This is a genomic window from Streptomyces sp. NPDC096311 (assembly GCF_044763085.1).
GTDB lineage: Bacteria > Actinomycetota > Actinomycetes > Streptomycetales > Streptomycetaceae > Streptomyces.
On the sequence record NZ_JBIWFN010000004.1, the window covers coordinates 245,186 to 270,383 of the forward strand.

Below are 25,198 nucleotides of genomic sequence, written 5' to 3' on the forward strand. Positions count from 1 at the left end.
GAATCCCACCAAGCCGAAACGGCCCGCCGGTTGAACCGGCGGGCCGTTTGAACGAGCAACTGAATTACCTGGCCGAGTGCTCGTAGCGGTAACCGATCGCCTTACGAGCCGTCCCCTTACCCACATCCTTGCCAGTAATCTTGCTGTACACGCTGAAGGAGTATTCCTCGTAGAGCGGGTACGCCTTCAGGGTCCCGAACTTTCCCCTGGGCACATTCCAGCTGCCCGCCATGCTCTTCGTACGCGATTTCGTGACATCGAAGCCGACGGCTGCGGACACGGGCTCCGCGGCCACCGTGATCGTCGCGCTCTTCGTGTTGCTCACGGTTTCAATGGCGGTCAGCGTGAGCGTCATGGGGCCCCGTCCCTGCACTATGGCAATGGAATTCCTGCCCTGCACCAGCCCGTGATACTTGACGCCCTTGATGCCGCACAAGGCCGGGTTGAACTGGAGCCTCATGCTCCGGCACGGCGTCTTCGAGGCAGCACTGGCCTCGCCGGTCATTCCCATGGTGCCCGCGAGCACGGCAAGGGTTATGGCTGCAGCGCGTGCGCCACGGGATACGGCAAAGCTGGTCGATCGCAACGGATTTCCCCTCGTTCTGCTACTGGTCAAGCAGCAGGACAGAGGCTACCGATGTCAGGGACACGGCAGATAACCGAATCGACGTATCTGATCAACATTTGAGCTTGCCTCCGTACGAAGGCCACTCGGAGGGGGCTCGGACCGGGCGGGAACCGGACCGAGCCCCTCGGCTCAGTCGGCGGCGCTAGCGCTTGTGCTGCGAGTCCGCGACCGTCACCTCGACGCGCTGGAACTCCTTGAGCTCGCTGTAGCCGGTGGTGGCCATGGCGCGGCGGAGGGCGCCGAAGATGTTCATGGAGCCGTCGGGGATGTGCGAGGGCCCGGTGAGGATCTCCTCGATGGTCCCGACGGTGCCGAGGTCGACCTTCTTGCCGCGCGGCAGCTCCTCGTTGACCGCTTCCATGCCCCAGTGGTGGCCCCTGCCGGGCGCGTCCGTGGCGCGGGCCAGCGGGGAGCCCATCATCACCGAGTCGGCGCCGCAGGCGATCGCCTTGGGGAGGTCGCCGGACCAGCCGACACCGCCGTCCGCGATCACGTGCACATAGCGGCCGCCGGACTCGTCCATGTAGTCGCGGCGGGCCGCGGCCACGTCGGCGACGGCGGTCGCCATCGGGACCTGGATGCCCAGCACGTTGCGCGTGGTGTGCGCGGCGCCGCCGCCGAAGCCGACCAGGACACCGGCCGCGCCCGTGCGCATCAGGTGCAGCGCCGCCGTGTACGTGGCGCAGCCGCCGACGATCACGGGGACGTCGAGCTCGTAGATGAACTGCTTCAGGTTCAGCGGTTCGGCGGCACCGGAGACGTGCTCCGCGGAGACCGTCGTACCGCGGATGACGAAGATGTCCACGCCCGCGTCGACGACAGCCTTGGAGAACTGGGCCGTGCGCTGCGGCGACAGGGCGGCCGCGGTGACGACGCCCGAGTCGCGCACCTCCTTGATGCGCTGCCCGATCAGCTCCTCCTTGATGGGAGCGGCGTAGATCTCCTGGAGGCGGCGGGTCGCGGTGTCCGCGTCCAGCTCGGCGATCTCGTCGAGCAGCGGCTGCGGGTCCTCGTACCGCGTCCACAGGCCTTCGAGGTTCAGTACGCCCAGGCCGCCCAGCTCGCCGATGCGGATCGCGGTGGCCGGGGAGACGACCGAGTCCATCGGGGCTGCCAGGAACGGCAGCTCGAAGCGGTAGGCGTCGATCTGCCAGGCGATCGAGACCTCCTTCGGGTCTCGCGTACGGCGGCTCGGGACGACGGCGATGTCGTCGAAGGCGTACGCCCGGCGGCCGCGCTTGCCGCGCCCGATCTCGATCTCAGTCACGTGTGTGGCCTTTCCGTTGTTCAGACCCTCAAAGGATCTCAGCAATCCCGGCCTTTCTGGCGGGATGGTCCGTGACGGCTGTCACCACAGCGTAAGCGCTGCTGCACCCTGACGACGGTCTCCCGATTCCTCCCCGCGCTGGGCGGGTTTTTCGCCGCCTGCCCGCCCCACCCCGGTCTTGCGACCGGGCCAGGCGTTGCGGGTCTTACAGCCGGCTCCACGGGGCTTCGACGCAACCGTGGTCGCGTCCAGGTCTCCGGCCACTCCGGTACCTGTCAGTACGGACGCCGCAAGGGCGGCGAGGTTGTGCGCTGCGTTGGCATCCCGATCCAGGACCGAGCCGCACACGTCGCACTCGAAGACCCGCACGTTGAGAGGCAGTTTGGCTTTCACTGCGCCACACCGGGAGCATGTCTTAGACGACGGATACCAGCGGTCAGCGACCACTAGACGACAGCCGTTTCTCTGGATCTTGTGAGTGAGGTGGCGACGGATCTCACCGAATCCGGCGTCTGCAACGCTACGCGCCAACCGCCGGTTCTTGAGCATCCCAGCAACGTTCAGGTCCTCCACGACCACGGTGCCGTATTCAGCCGCCACGCCTGCCGTGAGTTTGCGGACCGCGTCATCGCGGAGGTTCGCAACCCGGTGAAGGATTTTGTTCCGCTCGGCGTTGGCCTTCTCCCACCGCTTCGACGGTTTCCGCCCTGTCCGGTGATCGGGGCCCTGGCGACGGGAGACCCGGCGGTTGTGGTGGCGTAGGAGTCCTTGCGCCTCGTCGAGGTACTTCGGGTTGTCGACATGCCGCACCTCGCCCGTGCTGTCCGCGAGGACCGCGAGGATCTTCACCCCAAGATCCATCCCCACCACGACATCCGGCCGGGACACTCGATCGATGTCGCGCTTCCGCTCCACTTGAAACGCCACGAACCAGCGACCGCGTTCGTATCGCACGGTCGCGAACAGGACCCGCGCCGCGCCAGACACCAGGTGCCTCAGGAAGGCATCGGCGCGTTCATGGATCCGGATCGTGCCGAGCCTGGGTAGCGTCACATGCCTGCCGTCGGCCTCGACACGGATGGTCCCGGTCGTAAACCGGCAGGACAGGCGCGCCGTCCGTTTCGGCTTCCGCCGTGGCACGCCCACATCCTGCCCTTTGCGCTTGCCGTTCTTCGACCTCGCATAGTTATCGAACGCGGCAGCCGCGTTCGACAGACCTGTGTTGTACGCCTCCTTGGAGCTCTCCTCCCACCAGGATGCGAACCGTGGGTCGGCGCGCTTGGCCGCGTTGAACGCGCGCCGCAAAACAGGCAACGACCATGAGCGCCACTGAGTCAGTTGCTCCTCTGGGATGCCGTAGGTCTCCTCGGCCCCTCGCTGGTACCAAGAAGCGGTCACATGAGTCACAGCCCAGTTGTACGCCGCTCGGGCAGCACCGCAGTGGGACTCAAGTGCCCTCTCCTGACCTGCGTTCGGGTCGAGGGCAAACCTGTACGCCTGGACAACGAAACCGGGGCGCGGCTTGAACTTCTTCATCTACCAACCCCCCTTATTCGCAGTCACTGTGAATAAGCTACCAGCTTTATCGTGGTGACTGTGAATATGGACGGATTGCTCACCACCGAGCAGGCAGCCGAGCGTCTCGGCATCAAGGTCGAATCGGTATACACATTCGCCCGCCGCCTCGACGGCTTCCCAAAACCCATCCGAATCGGCCGCACCCTCCTTTGGACGGAGCAAGAACTCGACGCCTGGCGTACCGCACACCCGGCCCGCCACCGCGGATCCACCTAGATCCCGCAGGTCGTGCTGCTTCAGCCACACACACCGAGGGCGGCCCCGGAACCTCCGGGACCGCCCTCACGTACCTGTACGACTAGTCGTTACGGCTGTAGTTCGGCGCCTCGACCGTCATCTGGATGTCGTGCGGGTGGCTCTCCTTGAGACCCGCCGAGGTGATCCGGACGAACCGGCCCTTGGACTCCATCTCGTCGATGGTGGCGGCGCCCACGTACCCCATGGTCTGGCGCAGACCGCCGACGAGCTGGTGCAGCACGTTGGCCAGCGGGCCGCGGTAGGGCACCTGGCCCTCGATGCCCTCGGGCACGAGCTTGTCGTCGGAGGCCACGTCCGCCTGGAAGTAGCGGTCCTTCGAGTACGACCTGCCCTGGCCCCGGGACTGCATGGCGCCGAGGGAGCCCATGCCGCGGTAGGACTTGAACTGCTTGCCGTTGATGAAGAGCAGCTCGCCGGGCGACTCCTCACAGCCCGCCAGGAGGCTGCCGAGCATCACCGTGTCGGCACCGGCGGCCAGCGCCTTGCCGATGTCGCCGGAGTACTGCAGACCGCCGTCGCCGATCACCGGGACACCCGCGGCACGGGCCGCGAGGGCCGCTTCGTAGATGGCGGTGACCTGCGGGACGCCGATGCCGGCGACCACACGGGTGGTACAGATCGAGCCGGGGCCCACGCCCACCTTGACGCCGTCGACACCGGCGTCGATCAGGGCCTGAGCACCGTCACGGGTGGCGACGTTGCCGCCGATCACGTCGACGTGCACGCTCGACTTGATCTTCGCCATCCAGTTGAGCGCGTTGCTGTTGTGCCCGTGCGAGGTGTCGACGATCAGGAAGTCCACCCCGGCCTCGGCGAGCGCCTGAGCGCGCTCCAGTGCCTCGGGGCTGGCGCCGACGGCGGCACCCACCAGCAGCCGGCCCTCGGCGTCCTTCGCGGCGTTCGGGTACTTCTCGGCCTTCACGAAGTCCTTGACCGTGATGAGGCCCTTGAGGACGCCCGCGTCGTCGACCAGCGGAAGCTTCTCGATCTTGTGGCGGCGCAGCAGTTCCATGGCGTCGGTGCCGGAGATGCCGACCTTGCCGGTGACCAGGGGCATCGGCGTCATGACCTCGCGCACCTGGCGCGAACGGTCGGTCTCGAAGGCCATGTCACGGTTGGTGACGATGCCGAGCAGCTTGCCGCCACCGTCGGTGACCGGGACTCCGCTGATGCGGAACTTGGCACACAGCGCGTCGGCCTCGGCCAGCGTCGCGTCCGGGTGCACCGTGATCGGGTCGGTGACCATGCCGGACTCGGAGCGCTTCACCAGGTCGACCTGGTTGACCTGGTCCTCGATGGAGAGGTTGCGGTGCAGTACACCGACGCCTCCCTGCCGGGCCATGGCGATCGCCATGCGCGACTCGGTCACCTTGTCCATCGCCGCGGAGAGCAGCGGGATGTTCACACGTACGTTGCGGGAGATGCGCGACGAGGTGTCGACCGCGTTGGGCAGCACCTCTGAGGCGCCCGGCAGCAGCAGCACGTCGTCGTAGGTCAGCCCGAGTGTCGCGAATTTGGCGGGCACTCCGTCGACGTTGGCAGTCATGACACCTTCCCCAAATGGCCTTGATCGGTGCGGATGTCCATGCTAACGGGAAGCGGGGGGCTCCCATTCCACGGTTCGGATCGCCCTCGGGCTTCGTAGGTTCGTACGGGCGGGGTGGCGATGCCGTTCAGTTGTGGGCCGGGGCCCGGTCCCCGCGGGGGAACGACGCGCACCCCACGCCCGGGAAAACCGGTCCGCCCCATGGGAGGGCGGACCCGTCGCGCCGGCCGACGCGTCCCCAGAGGTCCCGGGTGCCGGAGGCCCCCGAGACTCGCCTACTGCTCCGCCAGCGCCCGCAACCGGCTCAGTGCACGGTGTTGGGCCACCCGAACGGCGCCCGGTGACATTCCCAACATCTGGCCCGTCTCCTCGGCCGTGAGGCCCACCGCGATGCGCAGCAGAAGCAGCTCGCGCTGGTTCTCGGGGAGGTTGGCCAGGAGTTTCTTGGCCCACTCGGCGTCGCTGCTGAGGAGAGCGCGCTCCTCCGGGCCGAGGGAGTCGTCGGGGCGCTCGGGCATCTCGTCCGAGGGAACCGCCGTCGAACCGGGGTGGCGCATCGCGGCGCGCTGCAGGTCGGCGACCTTGTGCGCGGCGATGGCGAAGACGAACGCCTCGAAGGGGCGCCCGGTGTCCTTGTAGCGCGGCAGTGCGAGGAGCACCGCTACGCAGACCTCCTGGGCCAGGTCCTCGACGAAGTGCCGCGCGTCGCCCGGAAGCCGGGAGAGGCGGGTGCGGCAGTAGCGCAACGCCAAGGGATGTACATGCGCGAGCAGGTCGTGCGTGGCCTGCTCGTCGCCGTCGACCGCGCGATGGACGAGCGCACCGATCACCGTCGTCTCGTCGTCGCGCATCGGTCCATGGTGCCTCGGCGTCGTCTTGTCCGTGGCACCGCGTCCATAGTTGTGCACCGAAGCGTTATGAGCAGGTGCGCCGGAACTCATCTCCTGCGCCCTCCCCTTCCGCTCGACCGACTCGTCCCCGAGGAACTCCACACCTCAAGCATGCGGCATCCGCGGCGAAACGAGCAGCGGGCACTCGGCGGGCGCTGTTGTCGGCCCCGCCCACCATGAGGTAGGCGGGGTGCGTCGTACCCCCGCGACGGCTCACCTAACGGACCAGACCCCACCGGAAACCGAGCGCCACGGCGTGCGCGCGGTCCGAGGCGCCGAGCTTCTTGAACAGCCGCCGGGCGTGCGTCTTCACGGTGTCCTCGGAGAGGAACAGCTCGCGGCCGATCTCGGCGTTGGAGCGACCGTGACTCATGCCTTCCAGCACCTGGATCTCACGCGCCGTGAGCGTCGGCGCCGCGCCCATCTCGGCCGACCGCAGTCTGCGCGGGGCGAGCCGCCAGGTGGGGTCGGCGAGCGCCTGGGTCACGGTCGCGCGCAGCTCGGCGCGGGAGGCGTCCTTGTGCAGATAGCCGCGGGCCCCGGCGGCGACGGCGAGCGCCACGCCGTCCAGGTCCTCGGCCACGGTGAGCATGATGATGCGCGCACCTGGGTCGGCGGACAGCAGCCGCCGGACGGTCTCGACGCCACCCAGTCCGGGCATGCGTACGTCCATCAGAATCAGGTCCGAGCGGTCGGCACCCCAGCGGCGGAGGACTTCCTCGCCGTTGGCTGCCGTCGTCACGCGCTCGACGCCGGGCACGGTCGCCACCGCTCGGCGGAGCGCCTCTCGGGCAAGCGGGGAGTCGTCGCAGACGAGGACGGATGTCATGGCCGCCCTCCGCAGCTGATGCGCGTCACCTTGAGCCTCCAGGCTGGTACGAATCGTCATCTGTGCGGTCGACACTCGCCGACGGAACTGCCGTCTGCCCGAGCGCTTGTTCCTTCAACCGCCTCCGCACTCTCAACGACGGTCACTCGAAAGAGTTACGGGGCAGTCGGTCGCCTTCGGCACTCTACGTGAGGGCGTGGACACGAGGCAGACATGCGCAACGGACCCTCAACGTTTCATCACAACCTATGCCCCATTCAGCCTGTTTTCTTCCCCTTTGCTGGTGTCTGCGGCTAGATTCGCAATGAGTCATATTTTCATCTCCTTAGATCGTAGATGTACGGTCGGTGGGCACAGAGCAGCCCAGAACGCGACAAGGGGACACGTAATGGCAGATTTCTCCCGCCTTCCCGGTCCGAACGCGGACCTCTGGGACTGGCAGCTCCTCGCGGCCTGCCGCGGGGTCGACAGCTCGCTCTTCTTCCACCCGGAGGGCGAGCGCGGTGCGGCACGGAGCGCTCGCGAGAACTCGGCCAAAGAGGTCTGCATGCGATGCCCGGTTCGCGCCCAGTGCGCGGCACACGCCCTGGCGGTGCGCGAACCGTACGGCGTATGGGGCGGCCTGACCGAGGATGAGCGCGAGGAACTCATGGGGCGGGCGCGCAACCGGCTGGTGGCGGCGTCGACCACCGGGAGCGGCGATCCCGCTTCGAACAACTGAAGGAACGTTTCTGCTTTTCAGTCCACCGTCGGGCACGCGCACGCGTGCCCATGCTTTTTGATGGCGTCAGCCGCTTTCGGGCGACGTCAGCGGCTCGCGGCCCGCGCCAGTTGGTCGAGCGTCGCCGCCACCGCCGGCACCTGTGCCAGGTCCGGCAGGGTGAGTGCGACGATCTCGCGCCGCACCGGCGGCTCCACCGTCACGGTGCGTGCACCCTTGGGGCGTACGGACTCGATCGCGAGCTCCGGCAGGACCGCGACCCCGAGGCCCGCGCCGACCAGCCCGACCACGGCCGGGTAGTCGTCGGTGGCGAAGTCGATGCGGGGCACGAAGCCCGCGGCGCGGCAGACCTCCACCAGTTGTCCGCGGCAGCGCGGGCAGCCCGCGATCCAGGGCTCCCCGGCGAGTGCGGCGATCGCGACCGAACCGGCCCGCGCGAGCCGGTGCTTCTCGGGGACCAGCCCGACGAGCCGGTCCCGCAGCAGGGGCCGTACGACCAGGTCGTCCCACTCCTCGGCACCCGCGGCTCCCTCGTAGCGGAACGCGAGGGCGATGTCGCAGTCCCCGGCCCGGAGCTTCTCGACGGACTCCGGCGGCTCGGCCTCCTCCAGGGAGACTCGCGTACCGGGATGCGCGGCGCGCAGCGCGGCGAGGGCCGTGGGGACGAGCGTGGAACTGCCGCTGGGGAAGGAGACGAGCCGGACCCGGCCCGCGCGCAGGCCCGCGATCGCGGCGACCTCCTCCTCGGCCGCGGTCAGGCCCGCGATGATGCCCGCCGCGTGCCGGACCAGCGCCTCGCCCGCCTGGGTGAGGCGCATCTCGCGGCCGGTGCGGACGAGCAGCGGGGTGCCGACGGACGATTCGAGCGCCTTCATCTGCTGGCTGACGGCGGGCTGGGTGCAGCCCAGTTCACGTCCCGCCGCCGAGAAGGAGCCGGTGGCGGCGACGGCGCGCAGAACACGGAGATGACGGGCCTCGATCACCTCTCGAGCATAAGTGAGCCTTGGGTGCGGCGGCGAATATCGCGTCGCTGCTTTGGTTCTCATCGCCTAGCGTGCTGTCATGAAGCTTCTGTCCTTGAACATCGGCCGCCCTCGCGCCGTCCCGTACACGGACCAGCCCGAGGGCGTGACCGGCATCGACAAGCGACCGGTGGACGGGCCGGTGCGGGTGGCGGCACCCGGGCCCAAGGGGGTCGGCGCGAGCGGCCTCGCCGGGGACGCGGTGTGCGACCTGCGCCATCACGGCGGGAACGACCAGGCGGTGTACGCGGTCGCCCGCGAGGACCTCGACGGCTGGGCGCGCGAGCTCGGGCGGCCGCTGGCGAGCGGCGCGTTCGGCGAGAACCTGACGACCCAGGGGCTCGACGTGTCCGGCGCACGGATCGGCGAGCGCTGGCGCGTCGGCTCCGAGGTGGTCCTCGAAGTCACCTGCGGGCGCATCCCCTGCCGTACGTTCCAGGAGCACGTCGGTGAGCAGCGCTGGGTGAAGCGGTTCACCCAGAAGGGGGCGCCCGGCGCCTATCTGCGGGTGATCGAGCCGGGCGAGATCCGGGCGGGCGACCCGATCGAGGTCGTGCACCGGCCCGACCACGAGGTGACGGTCGCCCTCGCCTTCCGCGCCGAGACGACCGAACGGACGCTGCTGCCAAGGGTGTTGGCCGCGGGCGACGCGCTGCACCCCGAGTTGCTGGAGATGGCGGAGAAGTACGTGGCACGGCACAGCGACTAGCCGCCCGGAGCGGGGCGCGGGGCGGGGGCGTCCGGAGTGTGCGAGGGACTCGTGGAGCAAGCTCGGGCGTTGGGTGGCGGGGGCGCGGCGGGTCTGGTCAGGTCACTAGCCTTGGGTCATGACAACGGCTCTGATTACGGGATCGACCGCGGGCATCGGCGCCGCCTTCGCGCGGCGGCTGGCGGCTGACGGGCACAACCTCGTGCTGGTGGCGCGTGACACCAAGCGGCTGGGCGAGCAGGCGACCGAACTGCACGACCGGCACGGCATCGAGGCGGAGGTGCTGACCGCCGACCTGGCGACGGACGAGGGCATCGAGGCAGTGGCCGCCCGCCTCTCCGACCGCAAGAACCCGGTCGACCTGCTGATCAACAACGCGGGCTTCGGCAACAAGGGCCGCTATCTCGAGGTGTCGATGGCCGACGAGCTGACGATGCTCAAGGTGCACTGCGAGGCGGTGCTGCGGTTGACGTCGGCGGCGACCGAGGGCATGCGGGAGCGCGGCCGGGGCGGAGTCGTCAACGTCGCGTCGGTGGCCGCGTTCGTGCCGCGGGGTACGTACGGGGCGTCCAAGGCGTGGGTCGTGCAGTTCACGCAGGGTGCGGCGCGGGATCTGGCGGGCACCGGCGTACGGCTGATGGCGCTGGCCCCCGGCTTCGTCCGCACCGAGTTCCACCAGCGGGCCGGGATGGGCACGGACAACATCCCGAACTGGATGTGGCTGGATGCGGACAAGCTGGTCGCGGCGGCGCTCGCGGACCTGGCCCGCGGCAAGTCGCTGTCCGTCCCCGACCCCCGCTACAAGGCGCTGATGGGCCTGGTGAAGGTGGCGCCGCGAGGACTGCTGGGCGGGGTGACGTCGAAGACGGGCCGGAAGTACGGCCCCCAGTAAGGGCCACCGCGCAGTGGGTGGTGTCGTCCCTCCGGTGGGAAACTGAGGGTGTTCAACCGGACCCAGGGGGCCGGAGGCGACGCCATGACATTCGTACAGCTCATCGATTGCAGGACCAGCCGGTTCGACGAGATGAACCAGCTGATGGACACATGGGTCGAGAAGACCAGGGGCAAGCGGACCGCGACACACAGTGTGATCGGCAAGGACCGCTCCGACGAGACCCACTTCATAGAGATCGTGGAGTTCCCCTCGTTCGAGGAGGCGATGCGGAACTCGAACCTCCCCGAGACCGACAGGGTCTTCCAGGAGATGGTGGCGCTCTGCGACGGGCTGCCGACGTTCACCGACCTGGACGTGGTCCGGGACGAGCAGTTGTTCGCGGCCAACATCCGCAGGTTCTTCGAGACCTTGGCCGGCCCGGGTGAACTGCCGCCGCTCAACGGTCTGATGGTGGAGAGCTACCACGACCACGATCCCGCCAACGAGCAGGACACCATCGGCCTCGACGCGATGCGGCGCGAGATCGAGATGTGGCGCGGCGGTTTCGACTTCACGTTCACCGTCGAGGACCAGCTCACCCAGGGCGACCGGGTCTGCACCCGGTGGGCCTGGAACGGCACCCACAAAGGCGACTTCATGGGGATCCCGGCGACCGGGAAGCAGGTCACCATGACCGGCACGACCGTCTTCCGCTGTCAGGAGGACGGGAAGATCGCCGAGGGCTGGTGGCAGTACGACCGGCTGGGGCTGTTGGCTCAGCTGGGGGCGCTGGACGCGCTGGAGCAGTAGTGCGGTGGTCGGTGGCGCGGTAGCCGGCCGTCGAACAGTCGGTAGGGCCGGGTACGGGAGAAGCCCCCGTTCCGTGCGGAACGGGGGCTTCTTCGGGAGTACGGGACTCAGTGGGAGTGTCCGTGGCCGTGGCCGTGACCGGCGTCGGCCTCCTCCTCGGCCGGCTTCTCGACGACCAGGGTCTCGGTCGTGAGGAGCAGGGAGGCGATGGAGGCGGCGTTCTCCAGGGCGGAGCGGGTGACCTTGACCGGGTCGATGACACCGGACTTGACCAGGTCGCCGTACTCGCCGGTGGCCGCGTTGAAGCCCTGGCCCTTGTCGAGCTCGGCGACCTTGGAGGTGATGACGTAACCCTCGAGGCCGGCGTTCTCGGCGATCCAGCGCAGCGGCTCTACGGCGGCGCGGCGGACGACCGCGACACCCGTGGCCTCGTCGCCGGTCTTGTCGAGGTTGCCCTCGAGGATCTTCACGGCGTGGACGAGCGCGGAGCCACCACCGGAGACGATGCCCTCCTCGACCGCGGCGCGGGTCGCGGAGATGGCGTCCTCCAGACGGTGCTTCTTCTCCTTGAGCTCGACCTCGGTGGCGGCGCCGACCTTGATCACGCACACGCCGCCGGCCAGCTTCGCGAGGCGCTCCTGGAGCTTCTCGCGGTCCCAGTCGGAGTCGGTGTTCTCGATCTCGGCCTTGATCTGGTTGACCCGGCCGACGACCTCGTCGGAGTTGCCGCCACCGTCGACGATGGTGGTGTCGTCCTTGGTGACGGTCACGCGGCGGGCGGTGCCCAGCACGTCCAGACCGACCTGGTCAAGCTTGAGGCCGACCTCCTCGGCGATGACCTGACCACCGGTGAGGGTGGCGATGTCGCCGAGCATGGCCTTGCGGCGGTCACCGAAGCCGGGGGCCTTCACGGCGACGGCGTTGAACGTGCCGCGGATCTTGTTCACGACCAGGGTCGACAGGGCCTCGCCCTCGACGTCCTCGGCGATGATCAGCAGCGGCCGGGAGGCGTTGGACTGGATGACCTTCTCCAGCAGCGGCAGCAGGTCCTGGATGGAGCTGATCTTGCCCTGGTGGATGAGGATGTACGGGTCGTCGAGGACGGCCTCCATACGCTCCTGGTCGGACACCATGTACGGCGACAGGTAGCCCTTGTCGAAGGCCATGCCCTCGGTGAAGTCGAGCTCCAGGCCGAAGGTGTTGGACTCCTCGACGGTGATGACACCGTCCTTGCCGACCTTGTCCATCGCCTCGGCGATGAGCTCGCCGACCTGCGGGTCCTGGGCGGACAGCGCGGCGACGGCGGCGATGTCGGACTTCTCGTCGATCGGGCGCGCGGTGGCGAGGAGCTCGTCCGAGACCGCCTTGACGGCCGCGTCGATGCCCTTCTTCAGCAGCGCCGGGGAGGCACCCGCGGCGACGTTCTTCAGGCCCTCGCGGACGAGCGCCTGGGCCAGCACGGTGGCGGTGGTCGTACCGTCACCCGCGATGTCGTTGGTCTTGGTCGCCACCTCCTTCACCAGCTGGGCGCCGAGGTTCTCGTACGGGTCGTCGAGCTCGACCTCGCGGGCGATGGTGACACCGTCGTTGGTGATGGTGGGTGCGCCGAACTTCTTGTCGATGACGACGTTGCGGCCCTTGGGGCCGATCGTCACCTTGACCGTGTCGGCAAGCTTGTTGACGCCGCGCTCGAGGGCGCGACGGGCGTCCTCGTCGAACTTCAGGATCTTCGCCATGGGAGCGATTCAGCCCTCTCGGAAAACTGGGGTGAACGAACCGCGCCCCCGACGCCCGGCTGGTTATGGTCGCGGGGGCCAGGGGCGCAGTTCACTGCAAAACTGGGTGAAACGGTGAAGCTCGGTGAACTACTTCTCGATGATCGCGAGCACGTCGCGAGCCGAGAGGACGAGGTACTCCTCGCCGTTGTACTTCACCTCGGTGCCGCCGTACTTGCTGTACAGCACGATGTCGCCGGTGCTGACGTCGAGCGGCAGGCGCTCGCCGTTCTCGAAGCGGCCCGGGCCCACAGCGAGGACGACGCCCTCCTGGGGCTTCTCCTTCGCGGTGTCCGGGATGACCAGGCCGGAAGCCGTGGTCTGCTCGGCGTCCAGCGGCTGGACCACAACACGGTCCTCGAGCGGCTTGATGGCAACCTTGGAGCTGGTGGTCGTCACGATCCGACCTCCCCCTTCGGAGATCTCACGGGGTTAACTGTCTGAGGTGGCGACCAGGTGGATCCGTCGTCGCGGGTGCCGGACCTGCCCGTCGCTATTGGCACTCTCCAGGGGGGAGTGCCAGGGCCGAGACTATGACCGCGATTAGCACTCGGTCAAGCGGAGTGCCAAAGCCTCCGGCGTGGCGTGGGCTTTTGGGCACCCGGCGTGCGTGTCGGCGCGCCCCTGGGGGCCGCGCCCCCAGACCCCCTTATCGGCCTGAACGGCCTCGTCCTCACACGCCGGACGGGCTGAGGGACACCGCCCCGAGCCGCAGGGTCAGAGGTAGTTCTCCAGGCGCGCCGGTGTGAAGCCCTCCGCCTGGATGCGCCGCAGGAGTCTGACCGTCGCCTCCGTGAGGTTGGGCTCCTCGAAGCCGGAGAGGATGTCACCCCGTCGCAGGCGGCGGGCGTCGGGCTCCCGGCCGAGGACGACGGCCGCGACCCCGCAGTCGGCGGCGGCGCGCAGCGTGGTGGTGTCGTAGGTGCCGTAGGGCGGACGGAAGAGCCGGGGGCGGACGCCGAAGCGGGCCTTGAGCTTCTCCTGCTGGCCGCAGATCTCGGCCCGTTGACCCGCGTACGGCAGTCCGCGCAGCGAGGCGTGGTGGAGGGTGTGGTTCTGCACGCTCGCGCCGACCGTCCGCAGCTGGGCGAAGTGCCCGTACCCCGGCCCGACGACACTGTCCGTGAGGAACATGCTGACCGGCAGCCGCAGTTCACGGACCATGTCGACGAACCGCGGATCGCGCTCGGCACCGTCGTCGTACGTCAGGAAGACCACCTTGTCGCGGGTGGGTACGCGGTCCACGACGGGGGCCAGCCCCGGCGCCGCGCCGCGGAGGGCGGGCCGGGCGGCCTGCCGCGGCGCGGCGGCGAGCGGGGTGGGCAGCCCCCAGTGCCGGTACGTCGACGAGGTCGGCCCCTTCGGCCGGGACCTGCGCACCTCCTGCGCGGCCTTCTTGCCCAGCCGTTCGATCGGGTCGACGGACTGGGCACAGCCGGTGCAGCCGGTCAGGAGCGCCGCGGTGAGCGCCCCCGCGACCAGCGCCCGCGTTCTCACAGGTAGTCCTCCAGCCGTGCCACCGCGTACCCCTTGTCGGTGACCAGCTTCAGGAAGCGGCGGATCATGTCGGGCATGGTGCCGTCCCAGTCCTCCCTGCCGCGGAAGTGGGTGAGGACGATGTCGCCGGGGTGCAGGTCGCGGTCCCAGTCGCGGTACTCCCAGTGGTCGACGAAGACCTCCTCGTCCCAGATGGGCGCGTACTTGATGCCGCAGGACTTGGCGGCACGCAGGGTGTCCCGGTTGTAGTTGCCGTAGGGCGGCCTGAAGACCTTCGGGCGCTTGCCGAACTGCTTCTCCATGATGTCCTGCATGCCGCAGATCTCGTGGCGCTGCTCCTCGTACGACAGCCCCGGCAGGTAGGGGTGGGTGAGGGTGTGGTTGTTGAGGGTGACACCCCGGTCGCGCATCTTCCGGAAGTACCCGTAGTCGTCCTTGACCAGGTAGTTGCTCAGGAAGGCGGTGTAGGGGATCTTCAGGTCGCTCATCATCCTGAGGAACGCCGGGTCCTTCTCGGAGCCGTCGTCGATGGTGAGGAAGACGACCTTGTCCTTGGTGGGGACGGTCGTGAAGACCGGCGGCAGGCCGAGCTCTTCCTGATCGGTGACCTCGAAGCCGTCGCGGGGTCCGATGACCGGCTTCCTCGCCGGGGCCGGCGGTGCGGCGAGCGGGACCTTCGCGAGCCCCCAGTGCTTGGCCGCGACGGCCCGGGCGGCCTGCTGCGCACGGAGTCTGGCGGCGTAGGAGTCGAGGGCGCGGGCCGGGGGCGCGTGCAGCGCCTGCTGGGGCCCCTCGACGGGACGGGCGCCGTTGGTGTCGTCGTCGGCGCAACCGGACGCGAGGGCGGCGACGGCGAGGACGGCCACTCCGCCCCATACGCGCGCCCTCTTTGCGTTGTTTTTGTACTTTTGTCGTACTGATCGCATGGTGTCGGATCCTCGCAGGCCACCGCCCGTCCGGGGCTCCGACACCGCGACCGGGGGCGCACCGTCCACCGACTGGCCCACACCCACCCGCGCTGACCGACAATGGGCCGGTGAACGACGTCTCCTTCGCCTCTCTCCTCACCCCCGAGGGCCACGCCCTGCTCGACGAGGTGCGCGGCACCGAACCGGCCCAGGAGCTGGCCGTCGCCACCCGGCTGCGCCGCGACCACCCGGCCGAACTGGTCTCGGCCGCACTCGGGCAGGCGCGGCTGCGGCAGCGGGCAGCGGCGAAGTTCGGCGCCGAGGACGCGGAGCGGATGTACTTCACCCCGAACGGGGTCGAGCAGTCCACGCGCACCACGGTCGCCACCCATCGCGCGCGGCGGCTGCGGTCCCTGGGTGTGCGCTCGGTCGCCGATCTGTGCTCCGGCATCGGCGGCGACGCGATCGCGCTGGCCCGTGCCGGGATCCGCGTCCTCGCCGTCGACCGCGACCCGCTGACGGTGGCGGTGGCGCGCGCGAACGCCGAGGCGCTCGGGCTCGCCGACCTGATCGAGGTGCGCGAGGCCGATGTGACCGAGGTCGGCACGGAGGCGTACGACGCGGTCTTCGTGGACCCGGCGCGGCGCGGTGGACGCGGCCGGATCTTCGACCCGGAGGCGTACTCGCCCGCGCTCTCCTGGGCGGTCGCGACGGCTCTGAAGGCCCCGCTCGCCGCCCTGAAGATCGCCCCTGGCATCCCCCACGAGGCGGTCCCCGCCGAGGCCGAGGCCGAGTGGATCTCGGACGCCGGTGACGTGAAGGAGGCGGTGCTGTGGTTCGGCACCGAGCCGGGGCTGGTGCGGGCCACCCTGCTGCCCGGCCCGCGCGAGCTGCGCGGCCGCGGCCTGCCCGACCCCGCGGTGCGCGAGGTCGGGCGCTACCTGTACGAGCCCGACGGCGCCGTCATCCGCGCCCATCTGGTCGCCGAGGTCGCCGAGGAAGTCGACGGCGGCCTGGTCGACGAGACGATCGCGTACATCACGGCGGACGAACTGCGCCCGACGCCGTACGCCGCCGCCTACGAGATCACCGACCGACTTCCCTTCAACGTCAAGAAGTTGAAGGCGCTGCTGCGGGAGCGGGAGGTCGGGGTACTGACGGTGAAGAAGCGGGGGTCGGCCGTCGAGCCGGAGGAACTCCGCAAGAAGGCCCTGCCCAAGTCGCACGGCCCCCACTCGGCCACCGTCTTCCTGACCAGGGTCGCGGGGGCACCGACGATGCTGCTCGGCCACCCGGCCCAGCGGCACGCCTCCCAGAGCCTGTCCGGCGGACCGGCCTAGCGACAGTCCCGCGCCCTCGTCTCCAGCAGCTCGCGTTCCCGTGCGTTGCGGGCCAGGCCCGCGGCTCGTTCGAACTCCGCGCGGGCCTCCTTCGTACGGCCGAGGCGGGCCAGCAGGTCGCCTCGGACGCTGGGCAGCAGGTGGTAGTCGCGCAGGGCCGGTTCGCCGGCCAGCCGGTCGACGATCTCCAGCGCCGGGGCGGGGCCCTCGGCCATGGAGACGGCGACGGCGCGGTTCAGCTCGACCACGGGAGACGGGGAACGGGTCGCCAGCAGCCCGTACAGGGTGGCGATCTGCCGCCAGTCCGTGTCCTCGTACGCGTACACCTGGGCGTGACAGGCGGCGATGGCGGCCTGGAGGGCGTACGGGCCGGGGGGTCCGGTGGTGACGGCGCTCGCCCGGCCGAGGGCGGCGAAGCCGCGGCGGATCAGCAGGCGGTTCCAGCGGCGCCGGTTCTGGTCCTTGAGGAGGACGGGCTCGCCCGAGGGGCCGGTGCGGGCGGCGGCGCGGGACTCCTGGAGCTCCAACAGGGACACAAGACCATGCACTTCGGGCTCCTTGGGCATCAACTCGGCGAGCACGCGGGCCAGTCGCAGCGCGTCCTCGCACAGGGCGGGGCGCAGCAGGTCGTCGCCCGCCGTGGCCGCGTATCCCTCGTTGAAGACCAGGTAGATGACCTCGAGCACGGACCCGAGGCGCGCCTCGCGGTCCGGGCCGTAGGGGACCTCGAAGGGGACGCCCTTCGTCGCCAGGGTCCGCTTGGCGCGCACGATGCGCTGGGCGACGGTCGCCTCCGGGGCGAGGAAGGCGCGGGCGATCTCGGGGGTGGTCAGACCGCCGACCAGGCGCAGGGTGAGGGCGATGCGGGCCTCGGCGGAGAGGACGGGGTGGCAGGCGGTGAAGACGAGCCGCAGCAGGTCGTCGTCGATGTCGTCCGGGTCGGAGGGTTCGTCGAGGTGGTGCGGGGCGGTCACCGAGAGGTCCCGCCCCACCTCCGCCAGCTTGCGCGCGTAACTCTCCCGGCGGCGTACGAGATCGATCGCGCGGCGCTTGGCCGTGGTCGTCAGCCAGGCGCCCGGGTTGTCCGGGACGCCCTCCCGCGGCCACTGCTCCAGCGCCGCGACCAGGGCGTCCTGCGCGAGCTCCTCGGCGATGCCGACGTCGCCGACGATGCGGGAGACGCCCGCGATGACGCGGGGCGACTCGATCCGGAAGATCGTCTCGACGGCTTCGACGGCTTCGACGGCTTCGACGGCCTCGTCGGCACCTCCGGTGGCCCCGGACGCGACGGGCTGCGTGACGGGCGTGACGGTGGGCTGCTGCTCTTCCACAACCCACCATCAGACACCCGCGACGGCCGCAGACCAAGGAACCGCTCAGCCCTCGGCGATCTCCCGTACCTCGCAGGTCACCGTCCAGTGCTCCTCGTGCACCTTCAGGAACCGCTTGGTCCACTCCAGGGCCTCGGCCATGTCCTTGCACTGCATGAGCGCGTAGCCGCCGACGACCTCCTTGGACTCGGTGAAGGGCCCGTCGGTGACGGACAGCTGCCCGCCCGACCAGTGCACCCGCTTGCCCTGGGCGGACGGCGTCAGTCCGGCGGTGTCGAGCATGACCCCCGCCTTGGTGATCTCCTCGATCAGCTCGCCCATCCGCTGCATCAGCTCCGGGCTCGGGCCCTCGGCGGGCGCGGTGCTCTCGTCGATCTGGACCAGCGACAGGTAACGCGGCATGGTGACTCCTCGTGTCCGTGGTGCCTGGGAGGCGGGGCTTCTCCCTGCCTCTCACCCGTGCGTCGAACGGGAGACACCTGTTTCGACACCGTCCCCGAAATTCTTTGAACTTTCTCGCCGGGCGCTGCCCCGGGCTCCGTGTGGGCAGGGTCCTCGTATGCCCTTCGACCACAACGACCACTACCACCGGATGCTGCTGCGGAAGTTACCGAAGCACGGGCGCACCGCCCTCGACGTCGGCTGTGGCACCGGGGGTTTCGCGCGACAGCTGGCGGCGCGGGGCTATGAGGTCGACGCCGTCGATCCGTCCGCCGAGGTGATCACCGCGGCGCGGCGGATCGGCGGTGGCCCCCGGTTCCGGCGGACGGACGTGGCCTCCGCCGGGCTGCCGAAGGGGCACTACGACGTCATCACCTGTCTGGCGAGCCTGCACCACATGCCGTTCGGCACGGTGACCAGGTTCCGGGAGGCGCTCGCGCCCGGCGGGGTGCTGCTGGTGCTGGGCTGCTACGCGGGGATCACCTGGTGGGACCTCGCCGCCGTGCCCGCCAACGCGGTGGCACGGGCGGGGGTGGCGATGGGTGAGCGGCTGCGCGGAGATGAGGCCGTGCCCCTGCGGGCGCCGGTGCGCGAGCCGCGGATGTCGCTGGCGGACGTCCGGAGCGAGGCGGACCGGCTGCTGCCGGGTTCCCGCGTCCGCCAACTCCTCTACTGGCGTTACCTGTTGACGTACCGGGTCGGCGGGGTCGACCGGGTCACTTGAGCGAGGCCCACAAGTCGCTCGCCTCCGGCTCGTCGGCCACCACCCGGTTGGGGTTCGACGGAGCCGTCACCACCGGCATGGTGATCGTCCTGACCTTGTCGGAGGAGAGGGACTTCAGGCTCTGGCCGAGCTTCATCAGTTCGCCGAGCGAGTCGAGCCCCGTGTCCGTCGTCAGACTGCCGGTGACGGCGTCGGCGACTTTGTAGAGCTTGGTGGGGTCGGTCAGCAGGGACGTCGACGCCATCTGTTCCAGCAGTGCCTTCACCAGCTTCTGCTGGAGGCCTATGCGGCCGAGGTCGCTGCCGTCGCCTATGCCGTGCCGGGTGCGGGCCAGCGCCAGGGCCTGGGTGCCGCCCAGGTGGTGCGTGCCCGCCTTCAGGTGCAGATGGCTCTTGTCGTCGTCGATGTTCTGGTCCGTCGTCACCGTGACGCCGCCGAGCGCGTCCACCAGCTTCGCGAAGCCGGAGAAGTCGATCTCGATGTAGTGGTCCATGCGGACGTCGGTGAGGGACTCGACGGTCTTCACCGCGCAGACCGGACCGCCCACCGAGTACGCGCTGTTGAACATCGCGTTGTACGCCACCGAGGTCGCCCCGCCGGACGCGGTCGGGCACGACGGGCGGGTCACCAGGGTGTCCCGGGGAATGCTCACCACCGTCGCCTCGGTGCGGCCCTCGTCGATGTGGACGACCATCGCCGTGTCGGAACGGGCGCCCGAGCTGTCACCGCCGCCGAGCGCGGCGTTCGCCTTCCCGCTGCGCGAGTCGGAGCCGAGGACCAGGATGTTCACGGCGCCGCTCGGCAGCGGGGCGGCCGAGGCGGACGCGGACGCCGACGGGGCCGACACCGCCTTCGCCGGACGGTCGTCGCCCAGCGCGCTGTTGATGTCCACGCTCTTGATGTTCTGGTTCAGATGCCAGTAGACCCAGCCCGCCCCCGCCGCGGAGAGCACGAGGACGCCGGCGAGCGTGATGCCGGCGGCTTTCAGCAGACCTCTCCGCCGTCCGGCACGTCTCGCCGCGCCCTCGTTCCCGTCCCCGCTCTCGACCCCGTTCCCGTCCCCGCGCCCGGCCCCACGTCCGCCCCCGCGCTCCTCTTCTGCAGTCACGCGGAGGAACGTAAGTCCGAATTATTACGAGCAGGAACCTCTTCTGGGGTTTCCTTCGGAAAATCTAAGACTTCTCACGCCGCCCTCAGCCCAGCGTCACCGTGGGCACCGGATTGCTCCCGCTCCATGACGCGTTGAACCCGAACGTCACTGATCCGCCGTTCGGTACCGTTCCGTTGTAGGAGGCGTTCGCGCACGTCACCGCCGCACCGGACTGGGTGCAGTCGGCGTTCCAGGCCTGGGTGATCCGCTGGCCCGCGCCGTACGTCCAGTTCACCTTCCACGACGACAGCGCGGCCCCGGCACAGGCGATCCTCACCTGCCCCGTGAACCCGGTGTTCCACTGGCTCTGGACGCTGTACGTCGCCGTGCAGGCCCCCGTGGGCGGTGGTGTCGTGGTCCCGCCCAGTGAGCCCGCGATCGCGTAGTACGCCGGTTTCGGCAGGTAGTTCTCGTCGTACGGGGTCGCCGCGCCGTAGCCGGAGAAGACGTCCGGGATCCAGGAGTCGGAGTCGGTGAAGCCCCAGACGGTGACGCCGTAGCACCGGGACACCGCCACGCACGCGTCGATCACGGACTTGTAGTCGGCGGCCTGCTGCGTCAGCTTCGCGCTGTCGGAGGGGAGTTGCATACGGATGTCGAGCTCCGTGACCGCCACGTCGACGCCGAGGTCGGCGAAGCGCTGGATGTTCTGCTGGAGCGTGGACGGCACCTGGCCGAGGACGAGGTGGGCCTGGAGACCGACCCCGTCGATCGGGACGCCGCGCTCCTTCAGCGACTTGACCAGGTTGTAGAGGGCGGTGCTCTTGGCGTTGACGCCCTCGACGTTGTAGTCGTTGATGTAGAGCTTGGCGCTCGGGTCGGCCGCGTGCGCCCAGGTCAGGGCCTGGGCGATGTAGTCGGATCCGAGGCCGTTGTACCAGAGGGTCGAGCGGTAGGTGCCGTCCTCGTTGAAGGGCTCGTTCACCACGTCCCAGGCGGCCAGCTTGCCCTTGTAGCGGGTGACCTCGGTGCTGATGTGGTCCTGGAGCAGCGAGCTGAGCTGGGCGGACGTCCAGGTGCCGTTCGTCAGCCAGCTCGGGTTCTGGCTGTGCCAGACCAGCGTGTGGCCGCGTACCTGCTGGTTGTGGGCCTGCGCGAAGGCCACGATCTGGTCGGCCTCGGCCCAGTTGTAGGTGCCCCGGGTGGGCTCGACGGTCTCCCACTTCATGGCGTTGCCAGGAGTGAGCGAGTTGAACTGGGCCCCGGCGATGTCGCCGTACGTCCCCGTCAGCTTGGACCCGGTGACGGCGGTGCCGATCACCTTGCCCTTGGCGGCGGCGAGGTCGCGCAGCGGGGTGTCGGCCGCGTGGGCGGCGGGGGCCGCGACCAGCAGGGCGCCGAGGGCGGCGATGCCGGTGAGGACGGACCCCAGGGATAAGCCTGTTCTCAGAGATCTCATGCGGGTGCCTCCGAAAGTTTCGGTCTTGCAACCGACTGGCTTCGGAGGAGTGTGGGGCGGGATGCCCCACTCGTCAATACGTCCACTTCACGCCAGGCCGACCGTCGGAGCCGCCCCCGTACTGCTGCGCACCACCAGACTCGTCGCCAGCTCCACCCTGGTCCCCGCCGCCGGCCGCTCCTCGCGCCCCAGCTCCAGCACCAGCCTGGCCGCCGCCTCCGCCATCTCCGTCAGCGGCTGCCGTACGGTCGTCAGCGGCGGCCCGACCCAGCGTGCCACCGGCAGATCGTCGAACCCCACGACGCTCAGGTCCTCCGGGATGCGCAGACCCAGCTCGCGGGCGGCCTCGTACAGGCCGAGCGCCTGGAGGTCGTTGCCGGTGAAGACAGCCGTCGGGCGGTCGGGGCGGCGCAGCAGGTCGAGGCCCAGCCGGTAGCCGTCCTCGTGGTGGAAGTTCCCGACCCGGATCAGCTCCTGGTTCACGGGCAGTCCCGCCGTCTCCAGCGCCGCCCGGTATCCGTCGACCCGGGCACGGCTGCACATCATCCGCGAGGGCCCGCTGATCGCGCCGATCCGCCGGTGCCCCAGGTCGACGAGATGGCGGGTCGCGGCCAGCCCGCCGTGCCAGTTGGTGGCGCCGATGGACGGCACGTCGTCGCCCGGGTCGCCCGCCGGGTCCATCACCACGAACGGGATGGACCTGCTGGTCAGCAGCGCGCGCTGGGATTCGTCCAGCCGGGACAGGACGAGGATCACGCCGTGCGGGCGACGGGCGGCGACCTGGTCGGCCCAGGTCCGCCCGGGGGTCAGCCGTCCCGCGCTCTCCGAGAGGACGACGCTCAGCCCCTCGTCCCGCGCCACGTTCTCGACGCCCCGGATCACCTCCATCGCCCAGGCGCTCTCCAGCTCGTGGAAGACCACGTCGATGAGGGGCGAGCGGGTCGCCTCGGCCCGGCGGCGCCGGTAGCCGTACGCGCGCAGCAGCTCCTCGACCCGGGTGCGGGTGGCCGGGGCGACGTCGGCCCGGCCGTTGAGCACCTTCGAAACAGTCGGCGCGGAGACGCCGGCCTCGCGGGCGATCTCAGCGAGGGTCGCGGTCCCCGAGGAACGGTCCGCCATCCGCTTCTCCACGGGCTTCGCGGGATTCATGGGCGCGATCGTATCCCCGGGCGCACGCCGGGCGGCCCCTCTCCGACCTCACTGAGGTCCTTAACATTCGGAGACTGGCGAGAAACATTCGGCCGCTGCGGGAGCCGACGGCTCACTTCACGCGCACCTCGCACCGCATCCGCCGCTCCCGGCCCACCACCCGCTCGGGCCCGGTCAGCGTCACCGGCACCGCGTACCGCACCTCGCCCTCGGCGCTGGACGCCCCCAACCGCAGCTCCAGCTCCCCCGGTTCGACGATCCGGTCGCCGTCCGGGCCGGTGTACGCGGCCAGGTCCGCCGGGACCGTGAAGTGGACCTCTGCCGACGCGCCCGCCTCCAGCGGCACCCGCGCGTAGCCCACCAGCCGGGCCACCGGCCGCGCCACCTTGCCGACCGGGTCGTGGAGATAGAGCTGCACGACCTCGGTACCGGCCCGCTCCCCCGTATTGCGGACGGTCAGCCGCAGGGTCGTCTCGCCGTCCGTCGGAAACGCGGTGTCGTCGACCGACGGCGCCTGCCAGTCGTACGTCGTGTACGACAGTCCGTGTCCGAAGGGGAACAGCGGCGTCGGGTCGAGGTTGCTGGCCTCGCCGCGCTGTCCGAGCGGCGGGGCGAGATACGTCCACGGCTGCCCGGCCCGCTCGCGCGGCACGCTCACCGGGAGCCGCCCCGACGGGTTGACCCGCCCGGACAGCACCCCGGCCACCGCGGGACCTCCCTCCTGTCCCGCGAAGAACGCCTGGACCACCGCCGCGCACCGGTCCGCCCAGCGCCCGAGCGCGTACGGCCGCCCCGACAGCAGCACCAGCACGACCGGTGTCCCGGAGGCCAGCGTCTTGTCGACCAGCTCTCCCTGCCCCTCGGGCAGTTCGAGATCGGCCGCGTCGCACCCCTCGCCCGAGGTGCCCCGCCCGAACAGCCCCGAGCGGTCGCCGACCGCGACCACACACACGTCGGCGGCCACCGGATCGTCGGTGAACTCCACGTCCGGCAGCTCGGCGCGCAGTGCCTCCAGCAGCGTCGGCACGCCCACCCCCATCTCGACCTCGGGGTGGTCGAGGAGGACATGGCGGGGGAAGGTGTAGCAGCCGAGCATGGCCGCGGGATCGTCGGCGAGCGGGCCGAGCACGGCGATCCGCCGCACCCCGGACGCCAGCGGCAACGTACCCCCGTTGGCCAGCAGGACGACCGACTCCTGCGCCAACTGCCGGGCCAGCGCCCGCATGTGCGGCGGATCGAGATCGGCGGAAGCGGAGTCGGCGGGCGGTGCCCAGTCGGGGTCCAGCAGCCCCAGTTCGCACTTCTGCGTCAGCACCCGCAGCGCGGCCCGGTCCACGAACTCCTCGTCGAGGGGCCCGGCGCCGTAGCAGCGCACGGCGGGCAGCTCGATGTCCACGCCCGCCGCGAGCGCGAGCCCGGCGGCCCCCGCGGGCGAATCGGTGAGTCCGTGCGCGGTCTCCAGAAAGGACACCCCGAAGTAGTCGGCCACGACCGTGCCGGTGAACTGCCACTCCTCCCGCAGGAGTTCGGTGAGCAGTCGGCGGTGCGCGTGGGCGGGCAGCCCGTCGAGGTCGTTGTAGGAGGCCATCACCGACCGCGCCCCGCCCTCCCGTACGGCCATCTCGAACGGCGGCAGGATGACGTCCGCCAGTTCGCGCGGGCCGAGCGAGGCGGGCGCGTGGTTGCGGGCGCCCCGGGAGGCCGAGTAGCCGGCGAAGTGCTTGAGGGTGGCGACGACACCCGCCGACTCCAGGCCCTGGACATAGGCGGTGCCGACGGTCGCCACGAGGTAGGGGTCCTCGCCGATCGACTCCTCCGTACGGCCCCAGCGGGGATCGCGTACGACATCGAGGACCGGGGCGAGGCCCTGGTGGACGCCGACCGAGCGCATCGAGGCGCCGATCGCCGCCGCCATCTCCTTCACCAGGCCCGGGTCGAAGCTGGCGCCCCAGGCGAGCGGGGTCGGGAAGACGGTCGCCCGCCAGGCCGTGAACCCGGTGAGGCATTCCTCGTGCGCGAGCGCCGGCAGCCGGAAGCGGTTCGCGGAGCGGATGCGTTCCTGGAGGGAGGCGAGGCGGGCGGCGCCCTCGGCCGGGTCGACGGGCGCGGTGCCGAAGGGGCGGGTCAGCTGGCCGAGCCCGTGCGGGAGCAGCCGCGTCAGGTCGATGTCCTCGGACAGGGCGTGCTGCAGCGGCGCCATGTCCCGGCCCGGGGTCTCGTTCGAGCCGGGCCACACGCTGTAGAGCTGGGCGACTTTCTCTTCCGTGGTCATACGGGCGAGCAGGTCGGCGGCGCGGACGCCTGCGGGCAGAGCGGTGTCCTGCCAGGGGTCGGTCATGTAACTCCTCACAT

Annotated in this window: 24 protein-coding genes; 7 read left to right on the top strand and 17 right to left on the bottom strand. The window is 70.1% G+C overall.

Annotated elements, in window-relative coordinates:
* Positions 1–64: 64 nt before the first annotated feature.
* The 3 genes from ACIRA5_RS12610 to tnpB form a co-directional block, all read right to left on the bottom strand.
* Entirely contained in the window at positions 65–586 is a 522-nt protein-coding gene (locus ACIRA5_RS12610) for a hypothetical protein (protein WP_403690153.1), read from the bottom strand.
* 184 nt (positions 587–770) lie between these two features.
* Positions 771–1,895, bottom strand: coding sequence for a GuaB3 family IMP dehydrogenase-related protein (locus tag ACIRA5_RS12615; RefSeq protein WP_067366955.1), 1,125 nt, complete (start codon positions 1,893–1,895; stop codon positions 771–773).
* 81 nt (positions 1,896–1,976) lie between these two features.
* Positions 1,977–3,431 (bottom strand): IS607 family element RNA-guided endonuclease TnpB, encoded by a 1,455-nt coding sequence (gene tnpB, locus ACIRA5_RS12620; RefSeq protein WP_403690154.1) that lies wholly within the window; start codon positions 3,429–3,431, stop codon positions 1,977–1,979.
* 51 nt (positions 3,432–3,482) lie between these two features.
* Here tnpB and ACIRA5_RS12625 point away from each other — a divergent pair, with 51 nt between their 5' ends.
* Positions 3,483–3,689 (top strand): helix-turn-helix transcriptional regulator, encoded by a 207-nt coding sequence (locus ACIRA5_RS12625; protein ID WP_403690155.1) that lies wholly within the window; start codon positions 3,483–3,485, stop codon positions 3,687–3,689.
* An 82-nt stretch (positions 3,690–3,771) separates the two neighbouring features.
* On the opposite strand, the gene guaB is transcribed toward ACIRA5_RS12625, so the two are convergent.
* The 3 genes from guaB to ACIRA5_RS12640 all read right to left on the bottom strand — a co-directional run bounded on the left by guaB (position 3,772) and on the right by ACIRA5_RS12640 (position 6,996).
* Positions 3,772–5,277, bottom strand: coding sequence for an IMP dehydrogenase (gene guaB, locus ACIRA5_RS12630; protein WP_060901470.1), 1,506 nt, complete (start codon positions 5,275–5,277; stop codon positions 3,772–3,774).
* A gap of 275 nt (positions 5,278–5,552) precedes the next feature.
* Entirely contained in the window at positions 5,553–6,128 is a 576-nt protein-coding gene (locus ACIRA5_RS12635; protein ID WP_060901477.1) for a sigma-70 family RNA polymerase sigma factor, read from the bottom strand.
* Positions 6,129–6,384: 256 nt separating this feature from the next.
* The gene (locus ACIRA5_RS12640; protein ID WP_003948568.1) at positions 6,385–6,996 is read right to left on the bottom strand and encodes a response regulator transcription factor; all 612 of its coding nucleotides are present in this window, start codon (positions 6,994–6,996) and stop codon (positions 6,385–6,387) included.
* A 388-nt stretch (positions 6,997–7,384) separates the two neighbouring features.
* Between ACIRA5_RS12640 and ACIRA5_RS12645 the strand changes: the two genes are divergently transcribed.
* Positions 7,385–7,717, top strand: a complete 333-nt coding sequence (locus tag ACIRA5_RS12645; protein WP_060901471.1) for a WhiB family transcriptional regulator — start codon at positions 7,385–7,387, stop codon at positions 7,715–7,717.
* An 86-nt stretch (positions 7,718–7,803) separates the two neighbouring features.
* On the opposite strand, the gene ACIRA5_RS12650 is transcribed toward ACIRA5_RS12645, so the two are convergent.
* On the bottom strand, positions 7,804–8,700 hold the full coding sequence (locus ACIRA5_RS12650) for a LysR family transcriptional regulator (protein ID WP_403690157.1): 897 nt from the start codon (positions 8,698–8,700) through the stop codon (positions 7,804–7,806).
* Between the two features lie 79 nt (positions 8,701–8,779).
* On the opposite strand from ACIRA5_RS12650, the gene ACIRA5_RS12655 reads away from it, so the two are divergent.
* The 3 genes from ACIRA5_RS12655 to ACIRA5_RS12665 all read left to right on the top strand — a co-directional run bounded on the left by ACIRA5_RS12655 (position 8,780) and on the right by ACIRA5_RS12665 (position 11,132).
* On the top strand, positions 8,780–9,448 hold the full coding sequence (locus ACIRA5_RS12655) for an MOSC domain-containing protein (protein WP_403690158.1): 669 nt from the start codon (positions 8,780–8,782) through the stop codon (positions 9,446–9,448).
* A 118-nt stretch (positions 9,449–9,566) separates the two neighbouring features.
* Entirely contained in the window at positions 9,567–10,340 is a 774-nt protein-coding gene (locus tag ACIRA5_RS12660) for an SDR family NAD(P)-dependent oxidoreductase (protein WP_403690159.1), read from the top strand.
* A gap of 84 nt (positions 10,341–10,424) precedes the next feature.
* Entirely contained in the window at positions 10,425–11,132 is a 708-nt protein-coding gene (locus ACIRA5_RS12665; RefSeq protein ID WP_403690162.1) for an ester cyclase, read from the top strand.
* Positions 11,133–11,239: 107 nt separating this feature from the next.
* Here the strand turns inward: ACIRA5_RS12665 and groL are convergent, their stop codons facing one another.
* From groL to ACIRA5_RS12685, 4 genes are all read right to left on the bottom strand, one after another.
* Entirely contained in the window at positions 11,240–12,868 is a 1,629-nt protein-coding gene (gene groL, locus ACIRA5_RS12670) for a chaperonin GroEL (protein ID WP_403690164.1), read from the bottom strand.
* A gap of 129 nt (positions 12,869–12,997) precedes the next feature.
* Positions 12,998–13,306 (bottom strand): co-chaperone GroES, encoded by a 309-nt coding sequence (gene groES, locus ACIRA5_RS12675; protein ID WP_060901476.1) that lies wholly within the window; start codon positions 13,304–13,306, stop codon positions 12,998–13,000.
* A gap of 318 nt (positions 13,307–13,624) precedes the next feature.
* Positions 13,625–14,404 carry a polysaccharide deacetylase family protein gene (locus ACIRA5_RS12680; protein ID WP_403690168.1) on the bottom strand — a complete coding sequence of 260 codons (780 nt, stop codon included), beginning with the start codon at positions 14,402–14,404 and terminating at the stop codon, positions 13,625–13,627.
* The gene (locus ACIRA5_RS12685; protein WP_352050540.1) at positions 14,401–15,330 is read right to left on the bottom strand and encodes a polysaccharide deacetylase family protein; all 930 of its coding nucleotides are present in this window, start codon (positions 15,328–15,330) and stop codon (positions 14,401–14,403) included. Before ACIRA5_RS12685 ends, ACIRA5_RS12680 begins: the two co-directional genes overlap by 4 nt.
* A 110-nt stretch (positions 15,331–15,440) precedes the next feature.
* On the opposite strand from ACIRA5_RS12685, the gene ACIRA5_RS12690 reads away from it, so the two are divergent.
* Positions 15,441–16,652 (top strand): methyltransferase domain-containing protein, encoded by a 1,212-nt coding sequence (locus ACIRA5_RS12690; protein WP_403690171.1) that lies wholly within the window; start codon positions 15,441–15,443, stop codon positions 16,650–16,652.
* On the opposite strand, the gene ACIRA5_RS12695 is transcribed toward ACIRA5_RS12690, so the two are convergent.
* Both ACIRA5_RS12695 and ACIRA5_RS12700 read right to left on the bottom strand, forming a co-directional pair.
* Positions 16,649–17,983, bottom strand: a complete 1,335-nt coding sequence (locus tag ACIRA5_RS12695) for an RNA polymerase sigma factor (protein WP_403690173.1) — start codon at positions 17,981–17,983, stop codon at positions 16,649–16,651. The genes ACIRA5_RS12690 and ACIRA5_RS12695 overlap by 4 nt on opposite strands.
* A gap of 45 nt (positions 17,984–18,028) precedes the next feature.
* A complete protein-coding gene (locus tag ACIRA5_RS12700) occupies positions 18,029–18,385 on the bottom strand; it encodes a YciI family protein (protein ID WP_060901481.1) in 357 nt (118 codons plus the stop codon).
* Positions 18,386–18,542: 157 nt separating this feature from the next.
* On the opposite strand from ACIRA5_RS12700, the gene ACIRA5_RS12705 reads away from it, so the two are divergent.
* The gene (locus tag ACIRA5_RS12705) at positions 18,543–19,148 is read left to right on the top strand and encodes a class I SAM-dependent methyltransferase (RefSeq protein WP_403690177.1); all 606 of its coding nucleotides are present in this window, start codon (positions 18,543–18,545) and stop codon (positions 19,146–19,148) included.
* On the opposite strand, the gene ACIRA5_RS12710 is transcribed toward ACIRA5_RS12705, so the two are convergent.
* The 4 genes from ACIRA5_RS12710 to ACIRA5_RS12725 form a co-directional block, all read right to left on the bottom strand.
* A complete protein-coding gene (locus tag ACIRA5_RS12710; protein ID WP_403690707.1) occupies positions 19,141–20,139 on the bottom strand; it encodes an LCP family protein in 999 nt (332 codons plus the stop codon). The two genes, ACIRA5_RS12705 and ACIRA5_RS12710, sit on opposite strands and share 8 nt — an antisense overlap.
* A 202-nt stretch (positions 20,140–20,341) precedes the next feature.
* Positions 20,342–21,697 carry an endo-1,4-beta-xylanase gene (locus ACIRA5_RS12715; RefSeq protein WP_403690180.1) on the bottom strand — a complete coding sequence of 452 codons (1,356 nt, stop codon included), beginning with the start codon at positions 21,695–21,697 and terminating at the stop codon, positions 20,342–20,344.
* 87 nt (positions 21,698–21,784) lie between these two features.
* Positions 21,785–22,846, bottom strand: coding sequence for a LacI family DNA-binding transcriptional regulator (locus ACIRA5_RS12720; RefSeq protein ID WP_403690182.1), 1,062 nt, complete (start codon positions 22,844–22,846; stop codon positions 21,785–21,787).
* 112 nt (positions 22,847–22,958) lie between these two features.
* The gene (locus ACIRA5_RS12725; RefSeq protein WP_403690185.1) at positions 22,959–25,184 is read right to left on the bottom strand and encodes a glycoside hydrolase family 3 N-terminal domain-containing protein; all 2,226 of its coding nucleotides are present in this window, start codon (positions 25,182–25,184) and stop codon (positions 22,959–22,961) included.
* Between the last annotated feature and the right edge of the window lie 14 nt (positions 25,185–25,198).